Consider the following 24,199-nt stretch of genomic DNA (forward strand, 5'->3'; position numbering starts at 1 on the left):
AAATAAATAACAATATAATAATCATAAAAAACAAAAAGATTTATATCATACATTAATATTAGTGTAAAAAAATTAATATATTTAACTTTATATAAACAAAAAATCAATATAAAAATAATATAACTGATAAATATCTAAGGAAATGAAAAATTTAAAAATTTTATTAAACACAACTGTATTATGTGGAGCATTGTTTTTTTCTCAATATACAAATGCTCAAAAAATCAATCAAAAAACAACAACAATCATAGTGACAGGAACTTCAAGTCTCCATGATTGGGAAATGAATGGTTCTGCCGCTACTTTTTCAGGAACTGTAAACGGAAATACCATTTCTAATGCAACTTTTACAATGCCCGCAAAAAACCTGAAAAGCAAAAAAGGTAAAATGATGGACAATAAAGCTTATGATGCGTTAAAAGCAACACAAAGTCCAAATATCACATTTACAGCTTCTTCAATAAGCCTAGGAAAAAGCAACGTTGCAGGAAAGCTAACAATAGCTGGAGTTTCTAAAAACATCACATTTCCCGTTAATGTTACTAAAAAAGAAAAAACTTACGTGATTGATGGGACAGAAACCCTAAAACTTTCAGATTTCGGAATGAGCAGACCAGGGTTCATGGGAGTGAAAACAGGTGATGAAGTAACCGTAAAAGTAAACATTACAGCAGAATAAAAACTATAAAAATTAAGCATTATGAAATCAAACTATCTAAAAATAGGAATATTAGGAGCTATCATGTTGGCTAATTTTGCAAATGCCCAACAATTTCCTTTAGACAATCTAAAACCAAGAGACCAAAGAGGTATAAATACATTTGAAAACCCAAAAGATTCCGTAACTACTTTTGAAAAACTTAAAGTAAGAGTCGGAGGAGCTTTTGCTCTACAATTCCAGGGAATCAAGCATGAAAGTGGCGCAGATCAATCTGTTCCTGCAACCCAACTATACAATATCGGGAACAATTTTAACCTTCCTACTGCTAATTTAGATATTGATGTGGCATTATATGATGGTATTAATTTACATTTAAGAACCTTCTTATCTTCTCGTCACCACAATGAAACTTATGTAAAAGGAGGTTATATCCAGATTGATAAATTAGATTTCATTCAAAAGGACTTTTTAAGTGATTTCATGAAACATGCGACCATTAAATTTGGTCATGACGAAATCAACTACGGTGATGCGCACTTTAGAAGAAGTGACAATGCCTACACAACACAAAACCCATTTGTTGGAAATTATTTGATGGATGCTTATGCTACAATGATTTTTGCTGAGCTTTATTATAGAAAAAATGACTTTATCGGAATGGCGGGTGTTACAAACGGAAGACTTAATCAGAATGCAACCGGAGGAACAAGCCCTTCTGTATACGCTAAAGTTGGCTATGACAAACAAGTCAACAATGATTTGAGAGTTCGTTTAACAGGTTCTGTTTACAATGCCGCTCATACACAACGATTAGATTTCTATGATGGAGATAGAGCTGGTTCTAGATATTATTATGTAATGGAAAATGCAGCAGCAACATCTTCTGCAAACTTCAGATCAGGACAAATTGTTCCGGATTTTAAAAACAAAGTAACATCTTTCATGATCAACCCATTTGTAAGATATAAAGGTCTTGAATTTTTCGGAACTTTTGAAACTGCTTCAGGAAGAAACTTTGCAGAAACAGACAGAAGAACATGGAATCAGTATGCAGCAGAGCTTCTTTACAGATTCGGAAATAACGACAATCTTTATGTCGGAGGAAGATACAATATGGTAAAAGGAGAATTGGCAACAGGAAACAAAGTAGATATTTCAAGATTTAATATTGGCGGAGGCTGGTTTATGACAAAAAACATTCTTGCCAAAGCAGAATACGTTAATCAAAAATACGACGGATATCCTACTTCAAACATTCTGTATGACGGAAAATTCAACGGATTTGTTTTAGAAGCCGCAATTTCTTTCTAAAATTTAGCCAACTCATCGGGAAAATGTTTTAATAGAACATTTTCCCGATTATAAAACTCAGAGTTATGAATTCATTTAAGAGTGGTTCAAAATGCTCAATATTGCCCTAAAATGGGGAGTTTACGTAATTTTTTAATTCCATAAGAAACCAATAAAAACCAACGAAAACCGCAAAATGTTGTACCTATGTTGTACCCAAAACATACACGTTTTTCCTTCACTTTCAGATAATTATACTTGCGTGTGTCAAATTTCCTACGTAATTTAGCATTATAATAAAGCCACGGAATCCTGTGTATTTACTCATAATACCAACCGTATTCTTTATTCAAAGATAAAACTTTTATGAAATTCTGTTTAATCATTTTATGATGATTAATGTATTTGAATTGATGTCCAACCTAAATAATTTCTATTTATGCCTACTATTTGTGCCATATTACGAAAGAAAGCGAACAAACAGGGACAATATCCTATTTACCTTCGCATTACTAACAACCGAAAATCTACGTTCATCAATCTCGAACATTATATTGATAAGAAAGATTGGGACGAGAAAACAAAGCGAGTCAAGAAAAGTCATCCTAATTCCAAGCGGCTCAATCATCTCATCGACAAGAAAATTGCTGAAGCGGGAGCAAAGCTCATCGATATGGATATTGGAGGACAGACAAAAGATGTAAAAGCCATTCGGAAAAAACTCACCAATGCCGATAGCGATTTCTTTAGTCTTGCAAAAGATTACCTGAATAATTTAGAACAGCACGGAAAATTCAATCAACTGAATGCCGACAAACCGAGAATCAATTATTTCAAATCTTTTCTCAATTGCGAGAAGTTTTCTTTGGAACAAATCACCGTTCCGCTTCTCAAATCCTTTCAAAACCATCTTCTTCTGGAAAAGAAGCTCTCCGAAAGAACTATCACTAATTATTTAATCATCATTCGAACCATTTACAATTCTGCTATCAGAGACGGAATTGTTGATGGTAAGCATTATCCTTTCGGAAGAAATAAAATTCAAATCAAGTTTCCTGAAACTCAAAAAGTGGGCTTAACTGAAGAGGAAGTGAAAAAAATCGAGGCGTTGGATTTGGAGATTGGTTCACAAGAATGGCACTCCCGAAATGTGTGGTTGTTCAGTTTTTATTTGGCAGGAATTCGGGTTGCTGATGTTTTGAAAACGAAATGGTCTGAAATACAGGACGGAAGATTGGAGTACAGAATGAATAAAAACCAAAAATTGGTTTCGCTAAAAATTCCCGATAAAATTTTGATAATACTCGCTCACTACGAAAAAAATAAAACATCTAAGAACGATTATATATTTCCGGAGTTAAAAGGGATTGATGAAAAGAACAAAAAAGCAATTACCAGTGCTACAAGCAATGCCGATAAAACGTTAAACAAATATTTAAAACGAATTGCCGAAAAAGCAAAAATCGACAAAAAAATAACGATGCACATTTCCCGCCACACTTTCGGAAATATTTCGGGGGATAAAATCTCAATCCAGATGCTGCAAAAATTATATCGTCACTCCTCTATTACAACAACGGTAAATTACCAGTCCAACTTTATTCATAAAGATATGGACGAAGCTCTTGATAATGTGATTGGGTTCTGATTATTCTAAGTCATAACACCTATGAGGTTTGGCAATATCTAATTTATTTTTCCGGATGTTTTCAAAAATATTTTTTCATCAATTCCTGCTTCAGCCAGAACCGCTCTCAACGTTCATTCTTTCATTGGCTTCCCTGCGTGGAAAGCAAGAACAAAAGTAGCATCTGTATCCGGATTATATCGCAGTTCATGTGAACCTTTCCCTTGCCTTACGAATACACAACCTAAAATTTTTAATGACTTTATTACTTCTTTTCTGGAAAATGAATTTCGGACTCCCATACTATGCCGTTTGAAGACTAAATTGTAATTTTTTTCTGAATTGATTCACTTTTTTCATTTCCTCAACTGCTTCCAAATAGTCTTTTAGTATAAACGGAGCCAATTCCTTAACCTTCTCAATTGTTTCCCCTTCGACCAAAAATCCGGTTAGCCCATCTATAGACCCCAGATAGTAAATCTCTTTACCTTCCTGCATTTTACGAATTTTCAATTCATAATTTTTTGCAGCCATTTGCTTTTGGTACAGAATAAATATTGATATTGTAAGCAAATTAAATTTTATTTCAACACCTGTTTTATCAGGAAATTAAAACAGACTTGCTTCACTTCCGTCACAGTATTTCCAGTCAAAAAACATCTCAACGTCCAGCTCATCGGCTGCTTTAAATAAGATATGCTTTTGTGCCTGTTTGAAATCCATATCTTTATAAAGTTTTCCCATAACTTTCTGCATCACATTTTTATGCTTAAAAATACAAAGCAGACGGCTTCCGTAGTCGATCTTATACTGCTCGGAAAATTTTCCGCTTGCCAGCACATTCAGATGCTGTCTTATGCTTGACAAAACCCTTGCAACATCGCTGTCTAAAAACACCTCACAAGCATATAGATCTTCTCTGTAAGGCGTATTCATCATAAATACGGCATCAGCAATAAGATACTTTGTACGGTCTATCATAATGGCAGACGCTGCACGGTATCCTTTTTCTTTCTCCGTAGAAACTTTGTCAAAATAAGTGGTAAAAAACACAATACCCAAATCATTCTTCTCAGCAAATATTCTGAGTGAAATTTCAAAATCTATGACCGCAAGACGATGGAAATAATCAAAGCCAAATACAGGAGAGTTACTCTTCGGATATCTTACAGGAAAACGGTTTCCATAATATTCCCTGAGCTGCTCTGCTCCATAAGGTGTTAAAAAATGAATGTGTTCCAGCTTACCTTCCACAGGGTGGACGCTGAATGACAGGTTTTGTACCAAAGGTTTTGATAACTGCCTTAATTCCGCGAGCTTCCTGTTCAAATTTCTCCTGCCCTTCATAATATCAAGACGAAGCATCTGTGATACAGTTAAATATTTGAACTGCCCTAAATTCACCAAAATTTTCTCCATTGACGGAGTTATAATGTTTTTTGTCTTCATATTTTTTGTTTTTGTTTATGAAATAGAGATTTGATTTTAGAAGTGGGAAACCGAATTCTCTGCCTCTTTAATTATAATTTGTATTTCACAGGAATCCCCTCTTTTGGAGAAGATTCATTTTTCGTTGGGATTTTTTTTGTTTGAGATGGTGTACCTTCATAAGATGATGATGAAGGTTCAGGTTCTTTTTTTTCAGGTGCAGTCTGCTTTTCAGGAAGATTATTTTTTGATAATTCCGAAACGGTCGTATCTGCCGGACGATATGCTCCGCTTTGGTTCAGGCAATATTCTTTTAACGATTTAATTTCTTTTGGCAATAAGAAATAATGTTTCGGATGCTTCAGCAAAAAGTCCGGAGATTTTATTTTTAATGTTTTGTAATGATCTACTTTCAGATAAAAGTAATACGGCTCGAGTTCCTGCAGCTGACTGTATGACAACCCGAAATCCCCCGCCTGTGCTTTCAGGGCAGGCATTCCATTGATACCCAGTAATTTTACGGCAGTACAATTAAGAATCATATCCCTCAGTGAAACCGGAAACTGCGTCATCGCCTGACTTGCACAGACTAAAAAAAGACAATATTTTCTGCTTTCACTGAAGATAGTTTCAAAGGTTTCCGAAGCAAAATTGTGAAACTCGTCTACAAACAGGAAGGTTTTTTTCCTCTTACTTTCCGGTTGGAACGCTCTCTTTAATGTAATGCTCAGTAAAGTTGCGGCAATCAGTTTCCCGAGTGCCTTACTGCTCTGCTCTCCGATTTTCCCTTTGCTTAAATTGATAAGAATGACCTTGCCTTCATTCAATGCTTTTTCCCAGTCAATCGTTGGTTTACCGTTAAGCATCTGGTAAAAAACATAATGGTTCAATAAGCTTTGCAATCTTGAATAGATGCTCAATTTAGTCAGTGCATACTTTTTATTGGAAAAGGCTGACTCAAAAAATACGCGGTAGGTGTGGTGCGAAGATTTTTTACCCAATTCGATTAATTCTTCATTTCTGTTATCATCAAAAAAATCCAGCAAATTTGAAAGTCCGAAATTACCATTGCTCATCAATACATACAGACAGGGTTTTAGCAATACTTCCATGTGTAAAGACAGCCCAGCATCCCCCATTAGTTCCATAAATGCTTTACAGAATTGCTGACACATCAGATCCGCTGTTACAGGATCAGAAATTTTATGATAAAAGGGGTTGATGCTGGGAACTTTATCCCTGCTGAAGCTCGGTTCTATATAGATAAGGCGTTCCGGCTTTTGTTGGTTAAGACGGAGGGTTAGCAAACTTTCAGTCACATCGCCATGAACATCCAAAAACACGAGTGATGCCTGCTGCTTCTCGTGGGTATGCTTTTGAATCTGCATAAACAGGGCTTTCATCAGTTCCGTTTTTCCCGAACCTGATTTTCCCGTAATAACAGCGTGTCTTTCTAAATCTTTAAGTTTCAGCGGAACCGGACGCCCTGAAAAGAAAAAGTCTTTGGCGTGCGGTAGAAATAGTTTAAAAAGCTCAAGGTAATTTTTTTCATGGTCGGCAGTATCAAAAAGTAAAGAAGAATATTTGCTTTTTTTCAATAGCTCAAAGTATTGTTTTGCATGGACGGATATTTTAGAATATGCTTTTCCTGAATTTGTTCCTGAAGTCGGTAGATGGGATTCCAAAAGCGAAAGATATTCTGCAAAAGAAATAAAACGGGTTTTCAACCTTATAAGATACTGCGGAGAATCTATAGGGAGCTTCTCCAGCATTGTATCTGTTTTTATGATATGTTTTACCAAAAGTCCTTCTCTTATTTCGGGAAACTCTCCTAAAATATAGTTTCCAACTTCAATAGTTGAATAATCAGTAATCTTCCATAAGGAAGCATTGGTGTTCCAGTGTTGTACATCTTCAATATTCATAATTTGGTTTTTTGGGTGTTGATATTATAGTTGCTGTAAGCAGTAATTCACAGCCTTTGATAAAAAAGAAAAACAATAAGAGTCTGATTATCTGCTGCCGGAACTGCTGCTCACAGCACAGGGACACATATGGATTGGCAAAGGCGAAGTCAAGTTGATGTCGTGATAAAGACTATTTTTTTGATATTCCTGTCAACAAGGTGTTTCGTCCGGCATTAAAAATGTAAAAAGTCAAGCAGTTGGAAATCGGGGTTTTGGAATACCCTTATTATTACCCTATTGAACGTCCGTATGGATACGACTTAAAGGATGCTGATTTCCTTTTATCCATCAAAAATTACGCCAGTTTTTCCCCGATATAATATCGATATTTTCCCTGCTTAAAAAAATTCGCAGGAAAAATATCGATTATTAAAGTAGTCAAGCCAAAAATCACAAATCCCCTTGCATTAAAAAACCCACATCCTTATATGACAGAACGTCGACACAATATCTCTTTTAAGAATTCTTATTAACAAAATCCAAAACAAAAAAACGAAGTCATGACTTCAAAAACTACAACTCAAAGTAAAACGAAAAATTAATTAACCAATGTAAAAAGTAAAAAACAACCAACTAACAACAATCAACCCAATGAAAAAATTAGTCAACAAAACCGTCAATCTGGATTTGTCCGGGACTGACGGTAACGCCTTTGTTTTATTAGGCAAATTTGGTCGGGAGGCCCGCAGGCAGGGCTGGACACATCAGGAAATCGACCTCGTCGTGGAGGAATGCAAAAAAGGAGACTACGATCATCTTCTGGCTACACTTCTTTTATACTGCGAACCTTCGGACGAGAACGACTCCGAATATTCTGAAATTGAAAACCAGGAATAACTATGGGAACAAGAAACTTAACTATAGTAAAGTACGGGGGCGAAATAAAAATTGCCCAGTACGGTCAGTGGGACGGATACCCTGAAGGTCAGGGTTTGACCATTCTCAATTTCCTTTTGGAAGATGAGAACGTAGAGCAACTGAAGCAGGTGCTTCCCAAAGTACGATTTCAGAATGAAGAGGATATCAGGAAGGTTCAGGAATTTCTCAACTCAATCGGAGCCCAAGACGGCTGGATGAATAATGACCAATATAATAGGTTTACATATGAATATCCTTTACTCGTCCGTGATTTGGGAGGAGAAATTCTTGAAAAAATCCTGACACTCAAGGATCAGCCGGAAATTGTTCTTGCCAATTCTTATGAGTTTGCATCGGACAGCCTTTTCTGTGAATGGGCTTATGTGATAGACTTCGATAAAAACACCTTTGAAGTCTATACAGGTTTCAACAAAAAACGAATTACTCCTGAAGACCGCTTCTTTGATTTGTGCAAGGAAGATCGGGAAAATCCGGAATATTATCCGGTACTCCTGTTTCTGTCTTTCCCACTTAATAATCTGCCGTATGGTGATGAATTCATTATCAGGTGCAGGCTTAAATGGGAACAAAAATAGAAACGGAAAAGAAAACAGCAGACCGTAGACAGCAGGTGGAAACACTTGCTGTTTACCGCCTGATGTTTCTATAAAAAAACAACCAATAAAAATTTATCAAAAATGAAAACAAATCCTACAAAAGACCGTTTGCAGGTCTTATGCTTTCTTACAATGCTTCGTCAAAATTTGGAGAAAGAGAAAACAGACGAATATTGCCCGATCCTGCCGGAACTCTTCATAAAAGCAGATCTGGTAGAAATTCTCAAATGGCTCTATATGAATAAAATCCCCTCTTCTCTTGGAGAAATAGAGGGAATGGACAGAGAGGAAGTTCTCAATGCCATCGGAGGCGATGTCTATATCCTGTCTTATATCATTGAACAATGGGAGGAAAAAACCGACTATCCGGTCACGGTAACAAAAGTTTACAACCTGTTATACCAGTTGGGAACCCAGACCCATTATCTGATGGAAAAAGAATTATCGGAATGGGATGAGTACGACCACAGCAATTACAAAGCTCTGTGCAGAAAGGCGGGAATTCCCCAAGCCATGTACGGAATTTACGATGTGGGAGTCACTGAACAGGAAAAATATATTACTATGCCGGTTACGGGTTTGTATGACCGTGAACCGGAAGCAAAGGCTGTCCTCGCATCTCTGAGATCTGATAATCAATATAAGCTCATGAAACTTTAAACCCGATGTATGAATACAAAAAAGCAAGAACCCTTTATTGAACATTTCGATGACCTGACCAAAGCAATGGACTTCGCCGTATGGAAGAATTTTGAGAACCGTATGAAAAAAGAACAATTTGGTGTATTAGACGCACCGGAAGAAAATTATGCGGTAGTCAATCAGGCGATGCTTATGGATCTGGAAATGGAATTTCAGTATCCGCTTCCTGAGGATTATGACTGGATTGATTATAACAAAATCAGAACTATTCGGATGGATTACGATCCTCTGTCTCATTGGGAAGAACTTACGGGAGCATTTTCTGTAATGAATGGCGAACTATTACGGTTCATTTTAAAGTTTGATGTTCCGCTAAAGAAATTCATCCGCTACGAACTCGCCTCGCGGGGTTATGATGAAAACCACCAATGGGTGGGCTTTGACAAAGCAGAAGAAATATGGTTTAACTCCAAACGATGAACAAAAATAAACCCAGTATGGCAGCACCGGATATTAAACAGATTTTGTTTCTCAACAAAAAACTGCACAACGAGTATCTCGAAGTGTATGAAGAAGCTCCGCTGACCTTTGAAGAATTTGTGAACTTCATGCTTGGAACATTGTACGACAACGATAATACTGTTGAAGAAATTATTCCTGTTGATGATGGCAATGCATTTATCATCATTTACAGGATTCCGATGAAGTAACCTTTCACATCAACCTTAATACAGTACAAAATGGAAATCGATCCTGAAAAAGTTCCGGTTATGAAAAACTTTTGTGCGACCTGTCCATTCAAACCGGATAAAGATGGAAGATGGCAGGATCCCAAACTGGCTGATGCAGTTGTAAGCAGGACATTGTTCCAAGCCCACCAAATCTGCCACGGCACAGAAGGAGAAAACAGGGAGCCCAGATTCCGCTGTAAAGGAGCTTTTGAGCACAACCTCGAAATCTACCGCAGATTGGGACTGGATGAACATATAAAATAAATATACCCAACCAAGAAATAATATGAAGTTAATTACAGAACATCTTCAAAAGCGGTTTGCCGAAATCGGCAGTCAGAGTGAAGATCTTAATCCGTTAATCATTGCCAAGTTTTTCAATCCGATAGGAGGACAAACTTGGTATGCTTCGGAATATAATTCTCAAACCCGTATCTGCTTCGGTTATGTTACGGGGATGATGCATGATGAGTGGGGTTATTTTTCCATTGATGAGATGGAATCCATCGTATTACCTTTTGAATTAACCATCGAAAGGGATACCTACTTTGAGGAAATCCGGTTTAATGACCTGAAAAAATCACTCCAATAGTATAAATTAAAAAACAAGCAAAAATTAAATCAAATGGATAACAACAAACAATCCCTACTGAAAATCTTTTCGGTGCTGCTTAAAAAGAAAGCATCAGAAAAGCAACCATTGGAATCTAAAACCATCAGTCCTGTATTAATTAAATACTTTACAAGAAAAGAGCTGGTGGAAATGGTTTCACAGACGTATGGTCAGGAACTGCCTGACAACAAGAACTTACTGGAACTGGAGAACGAGGGAATTTTAAACCTCATAGAATCCGATTACCAGATTATCACCTATATGTGTGAAAAATGGCTGAAAGAAGAGAGAGAACAAAAACTCAATCCTCAGCCAATTCCTGAAAACACCCACTCCTCTGCTGAGGATAGTCATTCCGAAAAATTACCGGAAACTCAAACGGAAAATGAAGTACTGTCTGAAATTGAACGTAATGCTGAGAATGAAACCGTTTCTCAGGAATTTTCTGAAAATATTTCCGAACAGGAAGCAGCTTCGGGAAATATAGATGAACCTGCTGCTGAAGAGGATATTCCGCAAACAGAAAATTCAGAAAACGAACCAGCCGAACCATTGTATGAAGAAGAAAATCAGGAACAAACTTCTGAATCCGATCCGGAAGAACAAGGATTGGAACATGAACCGGAGATTGAAGAAGAACACGCTTCTGAAGAATACTCCTCTTTTTCAGGCTCAAAAAACAAAAGTAAGAATAGAAAGCATCGCTAAAGGTTTTTCCATACAGCACACTCTATTCTTAACCGAAAATTTTCGGTCAATTATTTATTCCTTAACAGCTCGGATTTTTGCCGGGCTGTTTTCGTTAAATCATAAACGCATTATTTCCTAAAAACAAAAATATAAATGTTACAAAGCAGAATTACATTTAAGCCGCCAGTGTCATATTTTTGATGAAAACAGGTTATGGCAAAGGAAATTATTCCACTTATTCCTAAAAATATCAAAGTCTACTGTGAGCCTTATTTCGGATGATGAGCTATTTTTTGGATGAAACCGGAAACGGCTCCCTGTGAGATTATTAACGACATCAACGGAAACGTAATTAATTTTTATAAAACTCTGAAAACAAGATTTCCCGAACTCAAAAAGAAAATTGAACTTACCCTGCATTCAAGGGAGGAATACAAAAAGGCGATGATTATCTATAATTCCCCACGATTATTCGATGACCAGCCTGTAATCAGAGCCTGGGCATTTTATGTAAGCTGTAATATGGGCTATCTGCATCAGGCGTGAAGCCGGGGTTTTGACAAAGAAAAATCGGCAATTTCTTTTAAAAATAAAGTAGAACGTTTTGGAGAGGAACTCTCCGAGCGTCTCCGCAATACGCAGATTGAATGTAACGAAGCTCATAAAATAATCCAAAGCAGGGACTCTGAAAATTCCTTCTTTTATTGTGATCCTCCATATACAAGCGATTTGGGCGTAAAAGTGCATCAGTGACATTACGAAGGTTATACACACCAGCATCTGGAGCGTGACCTTACTGTACTTTCACAGATTAAAGGAAATTTTTTGTTGTCCAACTACCCTTCACAACTTCTTATGGATTTCGCCAAAAAGCACAACCGATATGTAAAAACTTTTGACAAATCACTTTCCGCAGCTCATAAGAGCAAAAGAGGAAACAGAAGAAAAACTGAGGTTTTGGTGGCGAATTATCCGATATAAATGTACCAATGCAACAATTTACCAGTGTGCCAATTGTAACTTTTTATCCTTAAATAAAAAATAATGAATTCTATTACTCAAGAAAAAACCGCTCGCTTTATGAAAAACAGAACCCTCCGCAGAATCAGACAAAGAATCAGGCAGAAAGCATTTAAGAATGAGCACATTTCAATTGCTAAACTCAGAAAAGGCTATGAAAAATACAAACTACCGCCGAAGTCTGGCAAAAGGCTATCCAAAAAATAACGGACTGAAAGTTTTTGGAACATTCGTTGGCGGCGGAGGCTCCACGATGGGATATAAGCTCGCCGGCTTTCGCCATCTTTGAGGTGTTGAGATTGACAAGAAAATGGTAAAAATGTACCTCCCCAATCACTCCCCTGATTATTTCTACCACGAAGATATCAGGGAGTTCAACCAAAGAAATGACCTGCCCTGCGAACTATATGATCTGGATATTCTGGACGGCTCCCCTCCCTGCAGCACGTTTTCAATGGCGTGAGCCCGTGAAAAAAACCGATGACAGGAAAAATCATTTAAGGAATGACAGAAGAAACAAATCCTTGATGAGCTGGTTTTTGTATTCTGTGATACGGTGCAAAAGCTCCTCCCGAAAGTAGTTGTTATGGAAAATGTTCCGGGACTGATTGCAGGGAGAGCTACGGGATACGCCATCGAAATTTATGAAAGATTAAACCGTATGGGCTATGATGTTCAGATATTCAGAATCAATTCAGCAACAATGGGAGTTCCGCAGGCTCGTGAACGCATCTTCTTTATCGGAAGAAGAAGAGACTTACAGTTTGATGAACTCGTTTTGGATTTCGATGAGCTGCCGATATACTTTGATTCGATTGCAGATAAAAATTCCACTACACATCCTCCACTCCGGCCATCTGTAGTTGTGAGACGACCTTATGTAGAATACGGAGACCAATGCCTGAAATTTGCTGATGCCAAATACAGAAAACTGAATACTTACAATGCGTTTTTCAGTACCAGCATTGTTTACGACCACGTTGTGGCTCCCACATTGACCAGCAGCGGTGCTACCCTGTATTATGAGCAGGCCCGCAATCTAAATGATACCGAATACATTCGTATGAGCAGTTTTCCTTTGGATTTTAACTTCTGCTGAATCTCTGTACGTTATGTTTGCTGAATGAGTGTGCCTCCCCTAATGACCGCAGGAATTGCCAATGAAATAAAAAAGCAATGGTTCGAGAAATAACGGATTAAAAAAGATTTACATTCCCCAATTTGGATTCCTTTTGTAAAAATTATTTTACCGTTACTCCTCTGCTGTCTTTTTACCTTCTTCAAGGGGTATTACACCCTTATTGCGGGGTAAACCGTGGAGCTATAATGAATCTTCGCACTCCTCTGTCTTACTGCAAAATACCCTATAACAACCTTTGTATATCCTTATTCCGTGCATCTTCCGCACCTGTACAAAGGTTGATGCGGGTTGATGTACCCTTTGTTGAAGGTTTACGAAGTGCGAAAACGAAAAATCTCTTGATTTATGGCTTTTTATCTTTATAATAAGGGAGACAGCAATGTATCTGTTGCGACCTTGTTCCGTGCCTTGAAGGAGGATGTTGCGAACACGGAATATACTCCTTACGGGTTCGCAATACCCTCGTAACAACCACGCAACGCCCTTGTAATATCATTTGAAAAGGGTTACTCAAAACGGAAATATGATGGTGCAAACTGTTGTTTATATAGAGTGATAACTAATGGTTATCAGGTATTTAATTCGTTATATCATAGTATGGATTATCCAAAAGCAGACGCAGAAAGAATGCTGGAAATCAGCCAGACCACTTTTTACAAACGGGTAAAAAATTTAGATATTCAGTTGGTCAGCAAAATCAATGAAAAGGGGAAAAGTGTCTATATCAGGGAAGAGGATATACAGAAAATGGCAGATGCTTTGTGAAAAGGCAGACTCAATTTTGGTCAGACACAATATCAAAATGATAAGGCGTTTGAAGCAGAGGAGTCAGAACCCCATCAGGAAGTGATACAGAAAAATTTTGATTTGCAAATCAAAATTAAAGAAAAAGAGGCAGAGCTTAAAGCCAGCCAATGGGTAATATCAGTATTTAAAGAACAAAATCAGGAATTGAGATTACAGAGAGATAATGTCCAGACTAAACATATGGAATTGTCTGATAAATATGTAAAAATATCAATTCGTGCCACCGCCTTTTGAATCGCTTCTATTACTTTGTTCCTGCTGTTAATCGGATTTGTATTATTGGTTATGTTTGGCAAATTGCAGTTTTAGTTCAGCAGAAAGGGGAGTAATATCCTCGAAAGAAGGGTAAACGAAGTTCGGAAGAACCTGTCCCGAAAAAGTAGCCTTATATTATGATTTATACAGAGATTCTTTAGTCGAAATCTACTGAAAAACAGTGTGTTCATTAGTATTTTAATACTTATTAAACAGGAAAAACAACAACAGCTTTATTCTCTCTATTAATAAATGTTGTCTTATTATTTAAAATATTATAGTACTTACCGTACGGCAAAGTATTGGTACAGAGCCGGAAATAGAGGATTTCGGCAACTATGGCGGGACGAAAGGCTACCAAAACAGGGCGAAAAGAAACCTGTACGGGCTGTATCGGCTACCAAACTATACTGTATTATAACCAAAACAGACCTTACTTGCTACCAAATCGGGGAATTGCTACCAAAATGGGGTATAAATACGGCTACCTGCGAAAGATACCAGTAGCCCAACCGAGTAGCCGATAAACGGTTGATTGTTAATATAGCTTGTTTACTCTAAAATTTATTTCCTAAACAAAATCGTTGCTAATGAATCAACTTGTCAAGAAAAGTCATGAGCTGGTAATGGGAAAGTTTTCCTTCAGTTTATTGGAGCTTCGTCTTTTTTCACTTATTGTGAGTATGATTGATGACCGTGATGAAGATTTTAAAACATATAAGATTGCCGTAAAGGATATTATGGCAACTTTCAATCTTAAATCCAAGACCATATATGCCGAAATTCAGCAGATTACAACCTCTATGCTCAAGAAAATTATTGTAATTCCTGTTCAGGAAGACTGAATACACAAGGAAATCAAAAGTACGCTGATGTCCAGTTTTAAGTATGAAGTTTCCGGCAGAGGAGTCATCGAAGCGACTTTTAATCCCATTCTTAAACCCTATCTTCTCCAGCTCAAATCAAAATTTCTGTTGTATAATATTTCCAATATTCTTCAAATTGGCTCTGCAACATCCATAAGAATTTTTGAACTTCTCAAAACTTTTGAATGAGTTAAGCAAAAGACATTCTCTTTGCAGGAACTCAAAGAAATTTTAGGAGTTGAAAATAATTATAGCAAATATTCTAACTTCAAAACGAAAATTTTACTGAAAAGCCAGAAGGATTTGGAAATGTTCACGGATATTCGTTTTACATTTAAAGAAATTTCTGAAAATTCGAGACGTGTGGAGAAAATACAGTTCTTTATTCATCCCAATACACCTCAATGAAAAAAACTACCCCTAAACGATAAAGATACCGGAGAAGAGGACTACAATGAGGCTCCGGAGAAAATACGGCACGGTGAAATGCTGGCTTTCGGGCTGTCTGAAGATGTTATAAATAATGAAATCCTGAAAAAGTACGATGAAGATTACATTTTTAATACATTGGAGCATTGTAAAACCTATTTCAAAAAGAATAAGATCGATAATAAGGCAGGATTTTTTATAAAAGCATTGGATAAGTGATTCTACCAGCAGGAGATAGAAAATTCAAAATTGAAAAATGAGAAAAAAGATGAAAGAGAAAAGACCAAAGAAGCAGAGGAGTCAGCAAAACAGAAAGAAACCCAGCTCCGTGAAGAAAAACTCCAAAAATTGAGAGATCAGTATATGACAGAGGAACTTATCCTTCAAGTTCTCGAATCGTATCAGGAAAATTTTCTTTATACCCTGATGAAAAAAGACCTTGAGAACGGAAAGATTAATAAATTCCTTCAGGTATTTGTCGATAAGAAACTGCTTGAATTGTACGACCAATAATTATTGGAAATGAAAATATTTATCTTTAAATAAAAAACGTGCTGAAAAATCAAAACTGTATTTTCTGTACAATGCAGAGAAATGCTGCCAATCCGTTTCGATGCTTTGATATGTCCAAAGGTTCCGTATTTAAAGATTTTAAAGAAAGTGCATGAGGATATTATGTATATATTCCCTATAACCATTTTACAAGCAGGGAAAGTATTTCTACGGAGGATTGGGGTTTGTATCTGGAAGAAATCGGAGGATTTTTGCAATATCTTAAAACCATACAGACCGATATTAAAACAATCCGTACTGAATGTAGGGAATTTCCCCATGTTTATTGGAATATTATTCCGGAGTAGGAGTAATGAAGAGAGAAGTGCTTATCTTTTATAATAAATCTAATTCCAGTTCTACATACAATTGTGAGGCGGTTTCCAAAAAAGCAAACCGTGCAAGGGAGTTTTTCAGGTCTCATTCTATGGGAACAGGCTCTCCGTTTTCTGCTTCATACAATTGCCTTAATGCCTCAATTTCATTATAATATTTGTCAAAGAAAGCGTGGGAGTTAATCATACAGTTGACCTTTAGCCCTCTGCCTTCATACTGGAGAAGGTTTCCAAAAAACTGGATGCAATTTGTTTGCTTGAGAATTTCTTTCGCTACTTCTTTTCTTATGCTGTCCTTCTCTTCATTACCAATCACGCGAAGAATCTTTTTTAATGCCTGTCCTTCCATTTTCATTAATAATGCTCATAATGAGAATATAAAATACGGGTAGACTATATGAATAATGCTGATTTGGAAGAAAATATCAAGATAATACACGGGCTTGCAATTCTACACTCTATTAAATATAAGCATATTAAAATTGATAATGCTTTCTAAAATAGAATAAAACATTTACTCTCTGCCGACCCAATGCACAAAACAGAAATCCAGAAAAGATGGAGAAGAAAAAAAGGGATAAAACCTCAATTATCTGAATGAGAAAAGACAGAAATAAAAAGATTAAGATTTGGAGAAAAACTGACACTGTCCGAGATAGCAGAAAAATATAATCGTTCCGTCGAATGAATACGCAAAATCGTATGACCGTCTTCTGTCTACAGTATGAGAGCAAAGTGAAAAAGAAAATCAAAAGCACTTGTATAATCAGCCCCAATATGTATACAATACATATTTCTACTATTGTAGATAACATTTATAATAAAGCTAAATATCCCGCAATGGGATTTTTTTTGTGGAAAAAAATATCTAAAAAGTAAATCTTCCACTTGTAAACCCTGTTCTGAAATATAAGATGGAAGTTCAATCAAAAAAATAGTATTATGGACAACAAGAAATTTCATTTTGTAAAGTATGAGTACGGAACGGTAGAAGCGAAAGACGGACAGGAAGCCGGGAATATGGCAGCCCACCCTTTAGCACCGAAAAAAAGTGATGTATTGATTATGGTTTCTCAAAAACTCGGCACTCCTGTTTTTCCTAACCTGAAGCATCAGGAGATTATTGAAAGGCTCACTCATCTGGAAACTGTTATTATCTGGAAAGAGGAGCATTTCGAGCAAAAAGCCAAAGAGTTAGAAAAATCATCGGACAAGACCTTTGACAGAAGCCTGTTCACAAAAGCACTTTACGAAATGATTAAAAATCACAACCGTGATGAAGGTATATCCTGGTCTACGGTAGAGTATTATCTGAAAAAGTTTTGTTCCACTAATTAAACGTAAACTCCCACTGGTTTTTCCAATGGGAGTTTTTGAAATATCTCGGATATTATGTACATTTATTACCTTGCAATATTATTATGAGAGTAGATATACGTTTAGAATTTAATCATATTTATCCTGAATCCGAAAAGGAAGAGCTTATTGATTATCTAAAACGATTGTCAAAAAAGACTATTGAAAATATAATTGGCTTTTTCACTACGGATAATCTTCCCGATTATTATAATTTTTTCTCAAATCCAACAACGCAACAAGTAATAAATAGACTTGTTGCCCGGTACATATATAATAAAAAGATTTTAGGAAATATAACTCTTGTTTCAAGAGAAGCCGCATTGTTTTTAAGTGAAGCAATTCTATCCAATAAGGAAATGCTAATTATCAATAATACGAATGAGGAGAATCCTGATGATGAAGAATTAAATTTGTTTAAAGCATTTTTGGTAATCAATGAAGATATTAACAGAAATGATAATCTGACACTTGATATAACCAAAGACAGTGTCGAAAAAATTGCAGAAATATCTGTAGCTTTGAAGTTCTCGACAGCTGATATTGGAGTATATGAAGATGTAAATATAGAGCTTTTAAAACTTGGATATGTTACCTCGTACAAATTTGAACAGCTTATAAATTTCCTAAAGTCAAAAGAAGAATACGAATATTTGATTGAAGACTTATGCAAATATTTTAATCAGGATACTGTAGAAAAGTTATCTGCCCACGTAGATTTTTTATTGGTGCAGGTACTGCATTTCAAAAATAATAATTCGTTTAAATTAAGAGTAGAGGATGAAGATTCAAATAATTTCTTACAATCTCTTACATCAAATGAAATTATTGCGGAAACTGATTTTTTGCCACTACGGAATCATCCTTTATATCAGATAGATGAATTTACATATTCGATTGTAGATCCTTTCTTTGTACTTGATAAGTTTACAAAAAGTGTTAAATTTATTTTGAAGGAAAGTTTTAATAAAAAGAATAATCTAAATGAAAAGGACAGAACCTTTTTTAGTTTTTACAATAAAGAATTTTCAGAAGAATATCTGATGAAAAAGTTATTGGATGATATTTTTTATAAAAAGTATTACATAAAGCAAAACGGTTCTTCAGGTAAAGAGAAAGAACCGGATTACTACTACAGATATAATAATGACATTTTTGTTTTTGAGTATAAAGATGTTTTAATTGCAAAGGAAGTTAAAACTTCAGGAGACATTGAGCAGATTACTGACGCTTTAAAAAAGAAATTTTTAGTCAATCCGGCAAACGAAAAACCAATAGGGATTGGTCAGTTAATTAATCATATTAAGGCTATTTCTGAAAATGAATTTGTTTATGATGCTGAAATCGATCTTAATAAAAAACATAGAATATATCCGATTCTTCTACTATCTGACAGGCTATTAGAAATTCCGGGAATAAACTATATTATGAATAAATGGCTTCGTAATAATCTTCCTGAAATACATAAAAATTTGATTGTTAATGATCTTGTAATCATAGATATAGATACTCTGATATTTTTTGCAGAATATTTGAAAACAAAAGATAAAAATTTTAAAGAACTTTTGGAAGATCATATTAAAAAAATGAATATGATTGCAAAAGGATATGGCAATACCGAAAGAGAAGTATATCAAACCTTTAACAATAAAATCAGTAAAAAGTTAGCTCCTTTTAGCAGTAGGTTTTCTAATAGTATGTTTGACGAGAAACTCTTTATTAATAGGTTTTCTTATCTGGTAAACGATAAATAATTTTTTTATTTGCTCAGCCTTGTATCCTCATATTTTGTCCTTTCGGTTTTCAAAGAAACCAACCAGTCAAGATACATTTCTTGTGGCATACTGCGGTAACCTATTTTATGAATATGAGTGTACTCCTTGTTCATCAGATCAAATAATTCTTTAGCTTTGGGGTTGGATATCGTAGCCTGAATATCTTTTGCATTCTGCTCCTTCATCATTTTTTGAAACTGCTTGGTGTGAGTTTCTGCCTGTAATAATAAAGCATTGGCTAAATAAGGATGTACCTGAATGGCTCTTTCTGCACACTTTAAAGGAAAACTTCCATCATTATCAGGAAAATTCCTGTTGTAAGCGTTTGCTAAATCTACCAAAAGAAGAGCAAGACTTTCTTTGTTGGTAAGGGCTTTCATATATACGCCATTTTGGATGGCTTCTAAATGAATAAACCCCGAAGCCATTAACCATGCATCAATCGGGAAAATCCCACTTGTAAGCTCTGTATTGTACCAACCGACAGATTTGATATTATGCTTGATATAAACATGGTTCGGAGCAAGTGCCAAGTTTGCATCAACACCCAATTCTTCTGCTAAAATTTTATACAGATATGGCATTGAATTACAGTTGCCTTTTTGAGTATCCAATAATTTTGATACAAAGAGATTGGATAATTCTTTATGTCCAAACACATCTTCGAAATCGTAAGTAAAGGGTTTGTATTTTACAGTATCATTCTTTACGATAACTGGAGTTGTTTGACATAATACTGTAAAAATAGCAGCATATTTACTTACTTTTTCTTTGTCTCTATCAGGATATTTTAAATCCCTACTATCAATGATTTGTTTGCTGAACTTTCCTAAAAATTTAACTTTTCTGTTTAAAGCTAACGTATCCAGACTTCCTTGATAATATGCATTCTCCACATTAAATACTGCTTCTTTGAAGCTATATTTTTGCCTATCATTCAACATATTATCTATTGTTTGATAAGCATCGGTATAGAAGTGATTTTCTTGTTGTTGAGCATTTGCACCCAAACTAACCAACAAATAAAGCAAGAAAAAATATCTTTTCATCTTTCTAATTTTCTTTATTAGTAATAATTGTATCAGTTTTTGAGGACTCTTTTTTTGAATTTAATTTAGGATTATTATTTTCAAGTTTATCTTTATTATCTTTCCAAGATTCAAATTTAGTTTTTCCTTTCTCTTGCTTTTTATTATACTCTTCAACTCTCTTGTTCCAAGTATTTATTTGATTTCTTTCTTTGAATAAATAAAAATTCCAATAGATGAATGCCCAATACAAAGCATAAGCTGTTAGCAAAAGTGAGATACTTATTATAATCCACTTAATTATCCTTTTTGATTTCAAAAGTATCTTTTTTCTTTTTTGAATTTAACTTAGGATTATTGTTTTTAAATCTATCCTTATTCTTATACCAAGAGTCAACTTTTGTTTCGTCCCCATTAACAGTATATTTCCAATAGATATAACCTCTATAAATAAAATATAATCCTGCAAAAATTAATATAAATATAGTTATACTTTTTACAATTTTTTTATTTTTAGTCCCCTCCATTTTTTATAGGTGTATTTTTAAATATTGGTTTGTATTTATTTAACATAAAGCCATTTTTAATAGCTCTTAAATCCGCTTTTGTATCATTACTATTAAAGGTTTTTGCTCCTTTTACTGTATCAGTCAAGTCAAAACCAATATGATTCATAAAATGACCCCATATAAAATTGCCCGCATCTAAATGATTATATACCTGATAACCGTCACCTTGAAATATAAACATTGGTCCTTTATCTTTTAAAACCTCTTTTTCTGGATCCCAGGTTTCTCCTTCTCCCTGTTGATTTAAAAATGGACCTAAAAGACTAAATGAAGGATCCATATTCCCCCAAAGTGATTCGGTTATAGCAAAAATATTTCTATCGAGCCAAGATCTTTTATAAATACCGGCTTCCCCTCCAAAAATAGACATCCAATCATTGGTAATTGAAAATACAAATTGATGGTTTTTAAAATCATCACCAAACTTCTTCATATTATATTTAATTGCCGCCACATCTGTTTTTGGATCATTAAATTGATAAACTGTTTGATTCTTTGTTTTTGAATTCTCAATTACTAATTGGTCAGGTTTGTCATTCTCATCAACCCTTACAAATTTACCTTGCTCATCAAAAACATAATCATCTTCTAACAGTCCAGTTGGGTCTGCATATCTAAGAGGGTTGTTAAATCCATATCTATAAGGTGTCCAATCAGGGTGTTCCTCACTCAAAGGATCAGGAGAAATCCATCGCCCGTGAGTATCGCCAATCGGTTGTGCATCAGGATCGGATAAATCAACTTCTCTTACTTCAATAATGCTTCCTTTTTTTGTATTATATCGTACAGAGCCAATAACAACGATACTATCTGTATCGTGAAACTCTAAATATTTTCCTTTGCTTAAGGTCGCAATTTTAGGATAAACTCCATATTTGGCAAATGGGTTTCCTATAGCAATATTCTTTCTACGTCTCTCCGCTTCGGCAGGAGTAAGTGAATCTTTTGTTTTCAGAACCTCATCCATATAAGGACGGCTTCTTTCTTCTTTAGTTAGTTTTACAGGATTTACCCATTTCTTTTCTACTTTGGGTTTCTGTGTAGTTTGTGTCTTCTTTTTGACCTGTGCCTGTGTAAATCCTGATATTATTGCAAAAGCAATAAATAATATTTTTTTCATAGTCATTTGGTTTTTATCTGCTAAAGTTATTTATAAAATCTTTATGCTCAATCATTTGTATTTATAATTTACTTGGATCAATCGGGATATATCTCGGTTTCTGCTCCTGCTTTTTCTTTTCCTGTGCTTTTTTCACAGCATCCTGTTCCTGTTTTTCTTTCTGTTTTTGAAGTTGGTATAAACGTATTCTTTGTGCTAATGCTTCGCTTTCCTGTTTGCTGGTTTCAGTTTTCAAACTTGCCAACCAAGATTCATAAGCAGAGGCAGGCATTTCGGCATATCCTAAATTATCAATAGTATTAAACTGTTCGTTGAGTTGCTTAAACTGTTCAACCGCTTTTGGAAAATATCCTGTTCTCTGCAAATCATTTTTATCTTGAGGATTAATTCCTAATCGTTGTAATACAGACAGCAATCTCGCCCGACTGACATTTGCCTTTTCCATATTCGGAGAGATTCCGTTAGGATAAAGTTCCAATGCTTTGTCTATGACTTTATTTACAAATTCATCATATCCGAATTTATGAACATATCCTCTCGCCAAATCAAAATAAGCCATTCCCAACAGTTCTTTTTTGGTAAGGTTATTCATATAGATTTTATTTTGCAGGGCTTCGGATTTTATGTACCCAGATTCCAAAAGAGATGTATCAGTTGAAAACATTCCGTTGGTTAATTCTATATTCCTTAATTTTCCCTCATCATCTATAAAACGAATATAGGAATGATTGGGTGCTAAAGATAAATAGGCTTCTGTTCCCATTGCTTCTGCTAGCATCAAATAATATTGAGGCAGGGAATGGCATTGCCCTGATCCTGTTTTCAGCAGTTTGGAAACAAACATTTTGCTCCAGTCCTTTTCTCCGAGATAATCTTTGAAGTCATATTCAAATGCTTTGTGAGTTGTTCCTCCCAAATTCATATCCTTAGAGAAATACTCAAAAATCATCAGGTTTTTGGAAACATCACTTTCGGTGTCCTGCTTCCTTTCTTTCATTTTCTGTAGCAGTTGTTTTGCCGTTTTTTGTATTCCTGATTTGAAACTTTTTAAATCTCTTTTATTATCATAAAAAGCATTCTCAACAGTAAAATTAACATCAGCCAATGAATAGTTTTCTGAGTCCATTGAAGAAAGTTTATCAAAAGCATCATAATAGGATTGGATTCCTGCTTTCCCTGCATACGTTGGCAAATCATAAGACATACTTCTACCATTTTCTACCCATCCACGAAATTTCATTTCTTCTGCATCCTTGTTCAATTCTGACTGCTGACGCTTTCTTTCTTTTTCCTCTGCTTCCACCCGTTTGAAATCTTCCATTACCATTCTTCTGTTTTGCTCTTCGACTTTGGATAGATTACCGTTGAGATAATTATTAGGGACAGCTGGAACATTAGATCTCGGATTGCTAAAGGTCTGATTGGAATAATTGCCCAAGCTGGATGCTTCGGGGGTTTTCATATTCGGGAAGTTCGGAATCTGTGAGAATCCCCAAACAGAAACTGTTAAAAAAGTAAGGGTCATTAATTTCATATCATTTGTGTGGTCTTGCTAAGTTATTAATTTTCAGGGAAAATAAAAAAGGTGTGAATTGACATTCACCCTTCGCTCAGGTTACTCGAATAACCTTAAAAAGAAATGAAGCAAAACACACCCGAGCTGGTGCATCTTACAGTCATTATTCTTTTTAATTTAAATATTTCGAGTATTTGAGCGAAGAAAATGAACTGCTTAACGCAATTATATTTTTAAAATGTATCCTTATTTATTATCCTTATAGTTTTCTGTTTTTTTGGTTGTCTTACAAATGTAGGAAGAAAA

31 protein-coding genes and 2 pseudogenes are annotated in these 24,199 nt (G+C 35.3%); 23 read left to right on the plus strand and 10 right to left on the minus strand.

From position 1 onward, the window contains the following. Positions 1-142 precede the first annotated feature (142 nt). From OH806_RS00005 to OH806_RS00015, 3 genes are all read left to right on the plus strand, one after another. On the plus strand, positions 143-679 hold the full coding sequence (locus tag OH806_RS00005; protein ID WP_264741637.1) for a YceI family protein: 537 nt from the start codon (positions 143-145) through the stop codon (positions 677-679). A gap of 21 nt (positions 680-700) precedes the next feature. Further along, positions 701-1,972 (plus strand): hypothetical protein, encoded by a 1,272-nt coding sequence (locus OH806_RS00010; protein WP_264741638.1) that lies wholly within the window; start codon positions 701-703, stop codon positions 1,970-1,972. A 418-nt stretch (positions 1,973-2,390) separates the two neighbouring features. Beyond that, on the plus strand, positions 2,391-3,599 hold the full coding sequence (locus tag OH806_RS00015; protein WP_264741639.1) for a site-specific integrase: 1,209 nt from the start codon (positions 2,391-2,393) through the stop codon (positions 3,597-3,599). 113 nt (positions 3,600-3,712) lie between these two features. Here OH806_RS00015 and OH806_RS00020 read toward each other — a convergent pair whose 3' ends face one another. The 4 genes from OH806_RS00020 to OH806_RS00035 all read right to left on the minus strand — a co-directional run bounded on the left by OH806_RS00020 (position 3,713) and on the right by OH806_RS00035 (position 6,931). Then, the gene (locus tag OH806_RS00020) at positions 3,713-3,880 is read right to left on the minus strand and encodes a type II toxin-antitoxin system HicA family toxin (RefSeq protein ID WP_264741640.1); all 168 of its coding nucleotides are present in this window, start codon (positions 3,878-3,880) and stop codon (positions 3,713-3,715) included. Between the two features lies 1 nt (position 3,881). Beyond that, positions 3,882-4,112 (minus strand): hypothetical protein, encoded by a 231-nt coding sequence (locus OH806_RS00025; RefSeq protein WP_264741641.1) that lies wholly within the window; start codon positions 4,110-4,112, stop codon positions 3,882-3,884. Positions 4,113-4,187: 75 nt separating this feature from the next. Continuing rightward, entirely contained in the window at positions 4,188-5,027 is an 840-nt protein-coding gene (locus OH806_RS00030) for a replication-relaxation family protein (protein ID WP_264741642.1), read from the minus strand. Positions 5,028-5,098: 71 nt separating this feature from the next. Continuing rightward, complete coding sequence (locus tag OH806_RS00035) at positions 5,099-6,931, minus strand: type IV secretory system conjugative DNA transfer family protein (RefSeq protein ID WP_264741643.1); 1,833 nt, start codon at positions 6,929-6,931, stop codon at positions 5,099-5,101. Between the two features lie 633 nt (positions 6,932-7,564). Here OH806_RS00035 and OH806_RS00040 point away from each other — a divergent pair. The 17 genes and pseudogenes from OH806_RS00040 to OH806_RS00110 all read left to right on the plus strand — a co-directional run bounded on the left by OH806_RS00040 (position 7,565) and on the right by OH806_RS00110 (position 16,155). After that, the gene (locus OH806_RS00040; protein ID WP_264741644.1) at positions 7,565-7,810 is read left to right on the plus strand and encodes a hypothetical protein; all 246 of its coding nucleotides are present in this window, start codon (positions 7,565-7,567) and stop codon (positions 7,808-7,810) included. A gap of 95 nt (positions 7,811-7,905) precedes the next feature. Further along, entirely contained in the window at positions 7,906-8,427 is a 522-nt protein-coding gene (locus OH806_RS00045; RefSeq protein WP_264741645.1) for a hypothetical protein, read from the plus strand. A gap of 102 nt (positions 8,428-8,529) precedes the next feature. Further along, positions 8,530-9,108 carry a hypothetical protein gene (locus OH806_RS00050; RefSeq protein WP_264741646.1) on the plus strand — a complete coding sequence of 193 codons (579 nt, stop codon included), beginning with the start codon at positions 8,530-8,532 and terminating at the stop codon, positions 9,106-9,108. Between the two features lie 9 nt (positions 9,109-9,117). After that, positions 9,118-9,570, plus strand: coding sequence for a hypothetical protein (locus tag OH806_RS00055; RefSeq protein ID WP_264741647.1), 453 nt, complete (start codon positions 9,118-9,120; stop codon positions 9,568-9,570). 17 nt (positions 9,571-9,587) lie between these two features. After that, entirely contained in the window at positions 9,588-9,800 is a 213-nt protein-coding gene (locus OH806_RS00060; RefSeq protein WP_264741648.1) for a hypothetical protein, read from the plus strand. Between the two features lie 30 nt (positions 9,801-9,830). After that, positions 9,831-10,085 carry a hypothetical protein gene (locus OH806_RS00065; protein WP_264741649.1) on the plus strand — a complete coding sequence of 85 codons (255 nt, stop codon included), beginning with the start codon at positions 9,831-9,833 and terminating at the stop codon, positions 10,083-10,085. A 22-nt stretch (positions 10,086-10,107) separates the two neighbouring features. After that, on the plus strand, positions 10,108-10,413 hold the full coding sequence (locus tag OH806_RS00070; RefSeq protein ID WP_264741650.1) for a DUF2958 domain-containing protein: 306 nt from the start codon (positions 10,108-10,110) through the stop codon (positions 10,411-10,413). 33 nt (positions 10,414-10,446) lie between these two features. After that, entirely contained in the window at positions 10,447-11,142 is a 696-nt protein-coding gene (locus OH806_RS00075) for a hypothetical protein (RefSeq protein WP_264741651.1), read from the plus strand. Between the two features lie 279 nt (positions 11,143-11,421). Next, a complete protein-coding gene (locus OH806_RS00080) occupies positions 11,422-11,670 on the plus strand; it encodes a DNA adenine methylase (protein ID WP_264741652.1) in 249 nt (82 codons plus the stop codon). A 30-nt stretch (positions 11,671-11,700) separates the two neighbouring features. Next, positions 11,701-11,877 (plus strand): DNA adenine methylase, encoded by a 177-nt coding sequence (locus tag OH806_RS16570; RefSeq protein ID WP_406567584.1) that lies wholly within the window; start codon positions 11,701-11,703, stop codon positions 11,875-11,877. Positions 11,878-11,949: 72 nt separating this feature from the next. After that, a complete protein-coding gene (locus OH806_RS00085) occupies positions 11,950-12,105 on the plus strand; it encodes a hypothetical protein (RefSeq protein WP_264741653.1) in 156 nt (51 codons plus the stop codon). A 337-nt stretch (positions 12,106-12,442) separates the two neighbouring features. Next, positions 12,443-13,243: pseudogene (locus OH806_RS00090) on the plus strand (DNA cytosine methyltransferase). Positions 13,244-13,882: 639 nt separating this feature from the next. After that, positions 13,883-14,050, plus strand: a complete 168-nt coding sequence (locus OH806_RS00095; RefSeq protein ID WP_264741654.1) for a hypothetical protein — start codon at positions 13,883-13,885, stop codon at positions 14,048-14,050. Between the two features lie 102 nt (positions 14,051-14,152). Next, positions 14,153-14,326, plus strand: a complete 174-nt coding sequence (locus OH806_RS00100) for a hypothetical protein (protein ID WP_264741655.1) — start codon at positions 14,153-14,155, stop codon at positions 14,324-14,326. Between the two features lie 611 nt (positions 14,327-14,937). Continuing rightward, positions 14,938-15,402: pseudogene (locus tag OH806_RS00105) on the plus strand (replication initiation protein). A 21-nt stretch (positions 15,403-15,423) separates the two neighbouring features. Then, on the plus strand, positions 15,424-15,621 hold the full coding sequence (locus tag OH806_RS16575) for a hypothetical protein (protein ID WP_406567567.1): 198 nt from the start codon (positions 15,424-15,426) through the stop codon (positions 15,619-15,621). 270 nt (positions 15,622-15,891) lie between these two features. Beyond that, complete coding sequence (locus tag OH806_RS00110; protein WP_264741656.1) at positions 15,892-16,155, plus strand: hypothetical protein; 264 nt, start codon at positions 15,892-15,894, stop codon at positions 16,153-16,155. Between the two features lie 459 nt (positions 16,156-16,614). Here OH806_RS00110 and OH806_RS00115 read toward each other — a convergent pair whose 3' ends face one another. Further along, on the minus strand, positions 16,615-16,878 hold the full coding sequence (locus OH806_RS00115) for a hypothetical protein (RefSeq protein ID WP_264741657.1): 264 nt from the start codon (positions 16,876-16,878) through the stop codon (positions 16,615-16,617). A gap of 264 nt (positions 16,879-17,142) precedes the next feature. On the opposite strand from OH806_RS00115, the gene OH806_RS16580 reads away from it, so the two are divergent. The 3 genes from OH806_RS16580 (at position 17,143) to OH806_RS00125 (ending at position 19,639) form a co-directional block, all read left to right on the plus strand. Continuing rightward, positions 17,143-17,217 carry a sigma factor-like helix-turn-helix DNA-binding protein gene (locus OH806_RS16580; RefSeq protein ID WP_406567585.1) on the plus strand — a complete coding sequence of 25 codons (75 nt, stop codon included), beginning with the start codon at positions 17,143-17,145 and terminating at the stop codon, positions 17,215-17,217. Between the two features lie 254 nt (positions 17,218-17,471). Then, a complete protein-coding gene (locus OH806_RS00120) occupies positions 17,472-17,867 on the plus strand; it encodes a hypothetical protein (protein WP_264741658.1) in 396 nt (131 codons plus the stop codon). Positions 17,868-17,950: 83 nt separating this feature from the next. Further along, entirely contained in the window at positions 17,951-19,639 is a 1,689-nt protein-coding gene (locus tag OH806_RS00125) for a hypothetical protein (protein WP_264741659.1), read from the plus strand. A gap of 5 nt (positions 19,640-19,644) precedes the next feature. Here OH806_RS00125 and OH806_RS00130 read toward each other — a convergent pair whose 3' ends face one another. From OH806_RS00130 to OH806_RS00150, 5 genes are all read right to left on the minus strand, one after another. Beyond that, on the minus strand, positions 19,645-20,709 hold the full coding sequence (locus OH806_RS00130; RefSeq protein ID WP_264741660.1) for a hypothetical protein: 1,065 nt from the start codon (positions 20,707-20,709) through the stop codon (positions 19,645-19,647). Positions 20,710-20,713: 4 nt separating this feature from the next. Then, positions 20,714-20,959, minus strand: a complete 246-nt coding sequence (locus OH806_RS00135; RefSeq protein ID WP_264741661.1) for a hypothetical protein — start codon at positions 20,957-20,959, stop codon at positions 20,714-20,716. A 25-nt stretch (positions 20,960-20,984) separates the two neighbouring features. Further along, positions 20,985-21,215 (minus strand): hypothetical protein, encoded by a 231-nt coding sequence (locus OH806_RS00140; protein WP_264741662.1) that lies wholly within the window; start codon positions 21,213-21,215, stop codon positions 20,985-20,987. After that, complete coding sequence (locus tag OH806_RS00145; protein WP_264741663.1) at positions 21,202-22,377, minus strand: RHS repeat domain-containing protein; 1,176 nt, start codon at positions 22,375-22,377, stop codon at positions 21,202-21,204. The genes OH806_RS00140 and OH806_RS00145 overlap by 14 nt, the downstream gene beginning before the upstream one ends. Before the next feature lie 61 nt (positions 22,378-22,438). Beyond that, positions 22,439-23,911, minus strand: coding sequence for a hypothetical protein (locus tag OH806_RS00150; RefSeq protein WP_264741664.1), 1,473 nt, complete (start codon positions 23,909-23,911; stop codon positions 22,439-22,441). Between the last annotated feature and the right edge of the window lie 288 nt (positions 23,912-24,199).

Origin of the sequence: Chryseobacterium oryctis (genome assembly GCF_025971925.1) — a bacterium.
In the GTDB taxonomy this organism is placed as follows: domain Bacteria; phylum Bacteroidota; class Bacteroidia; order Flavobacteriales; family Weeksellaceae; genus Chryseobacterium; species Chryseobacterium oryctis.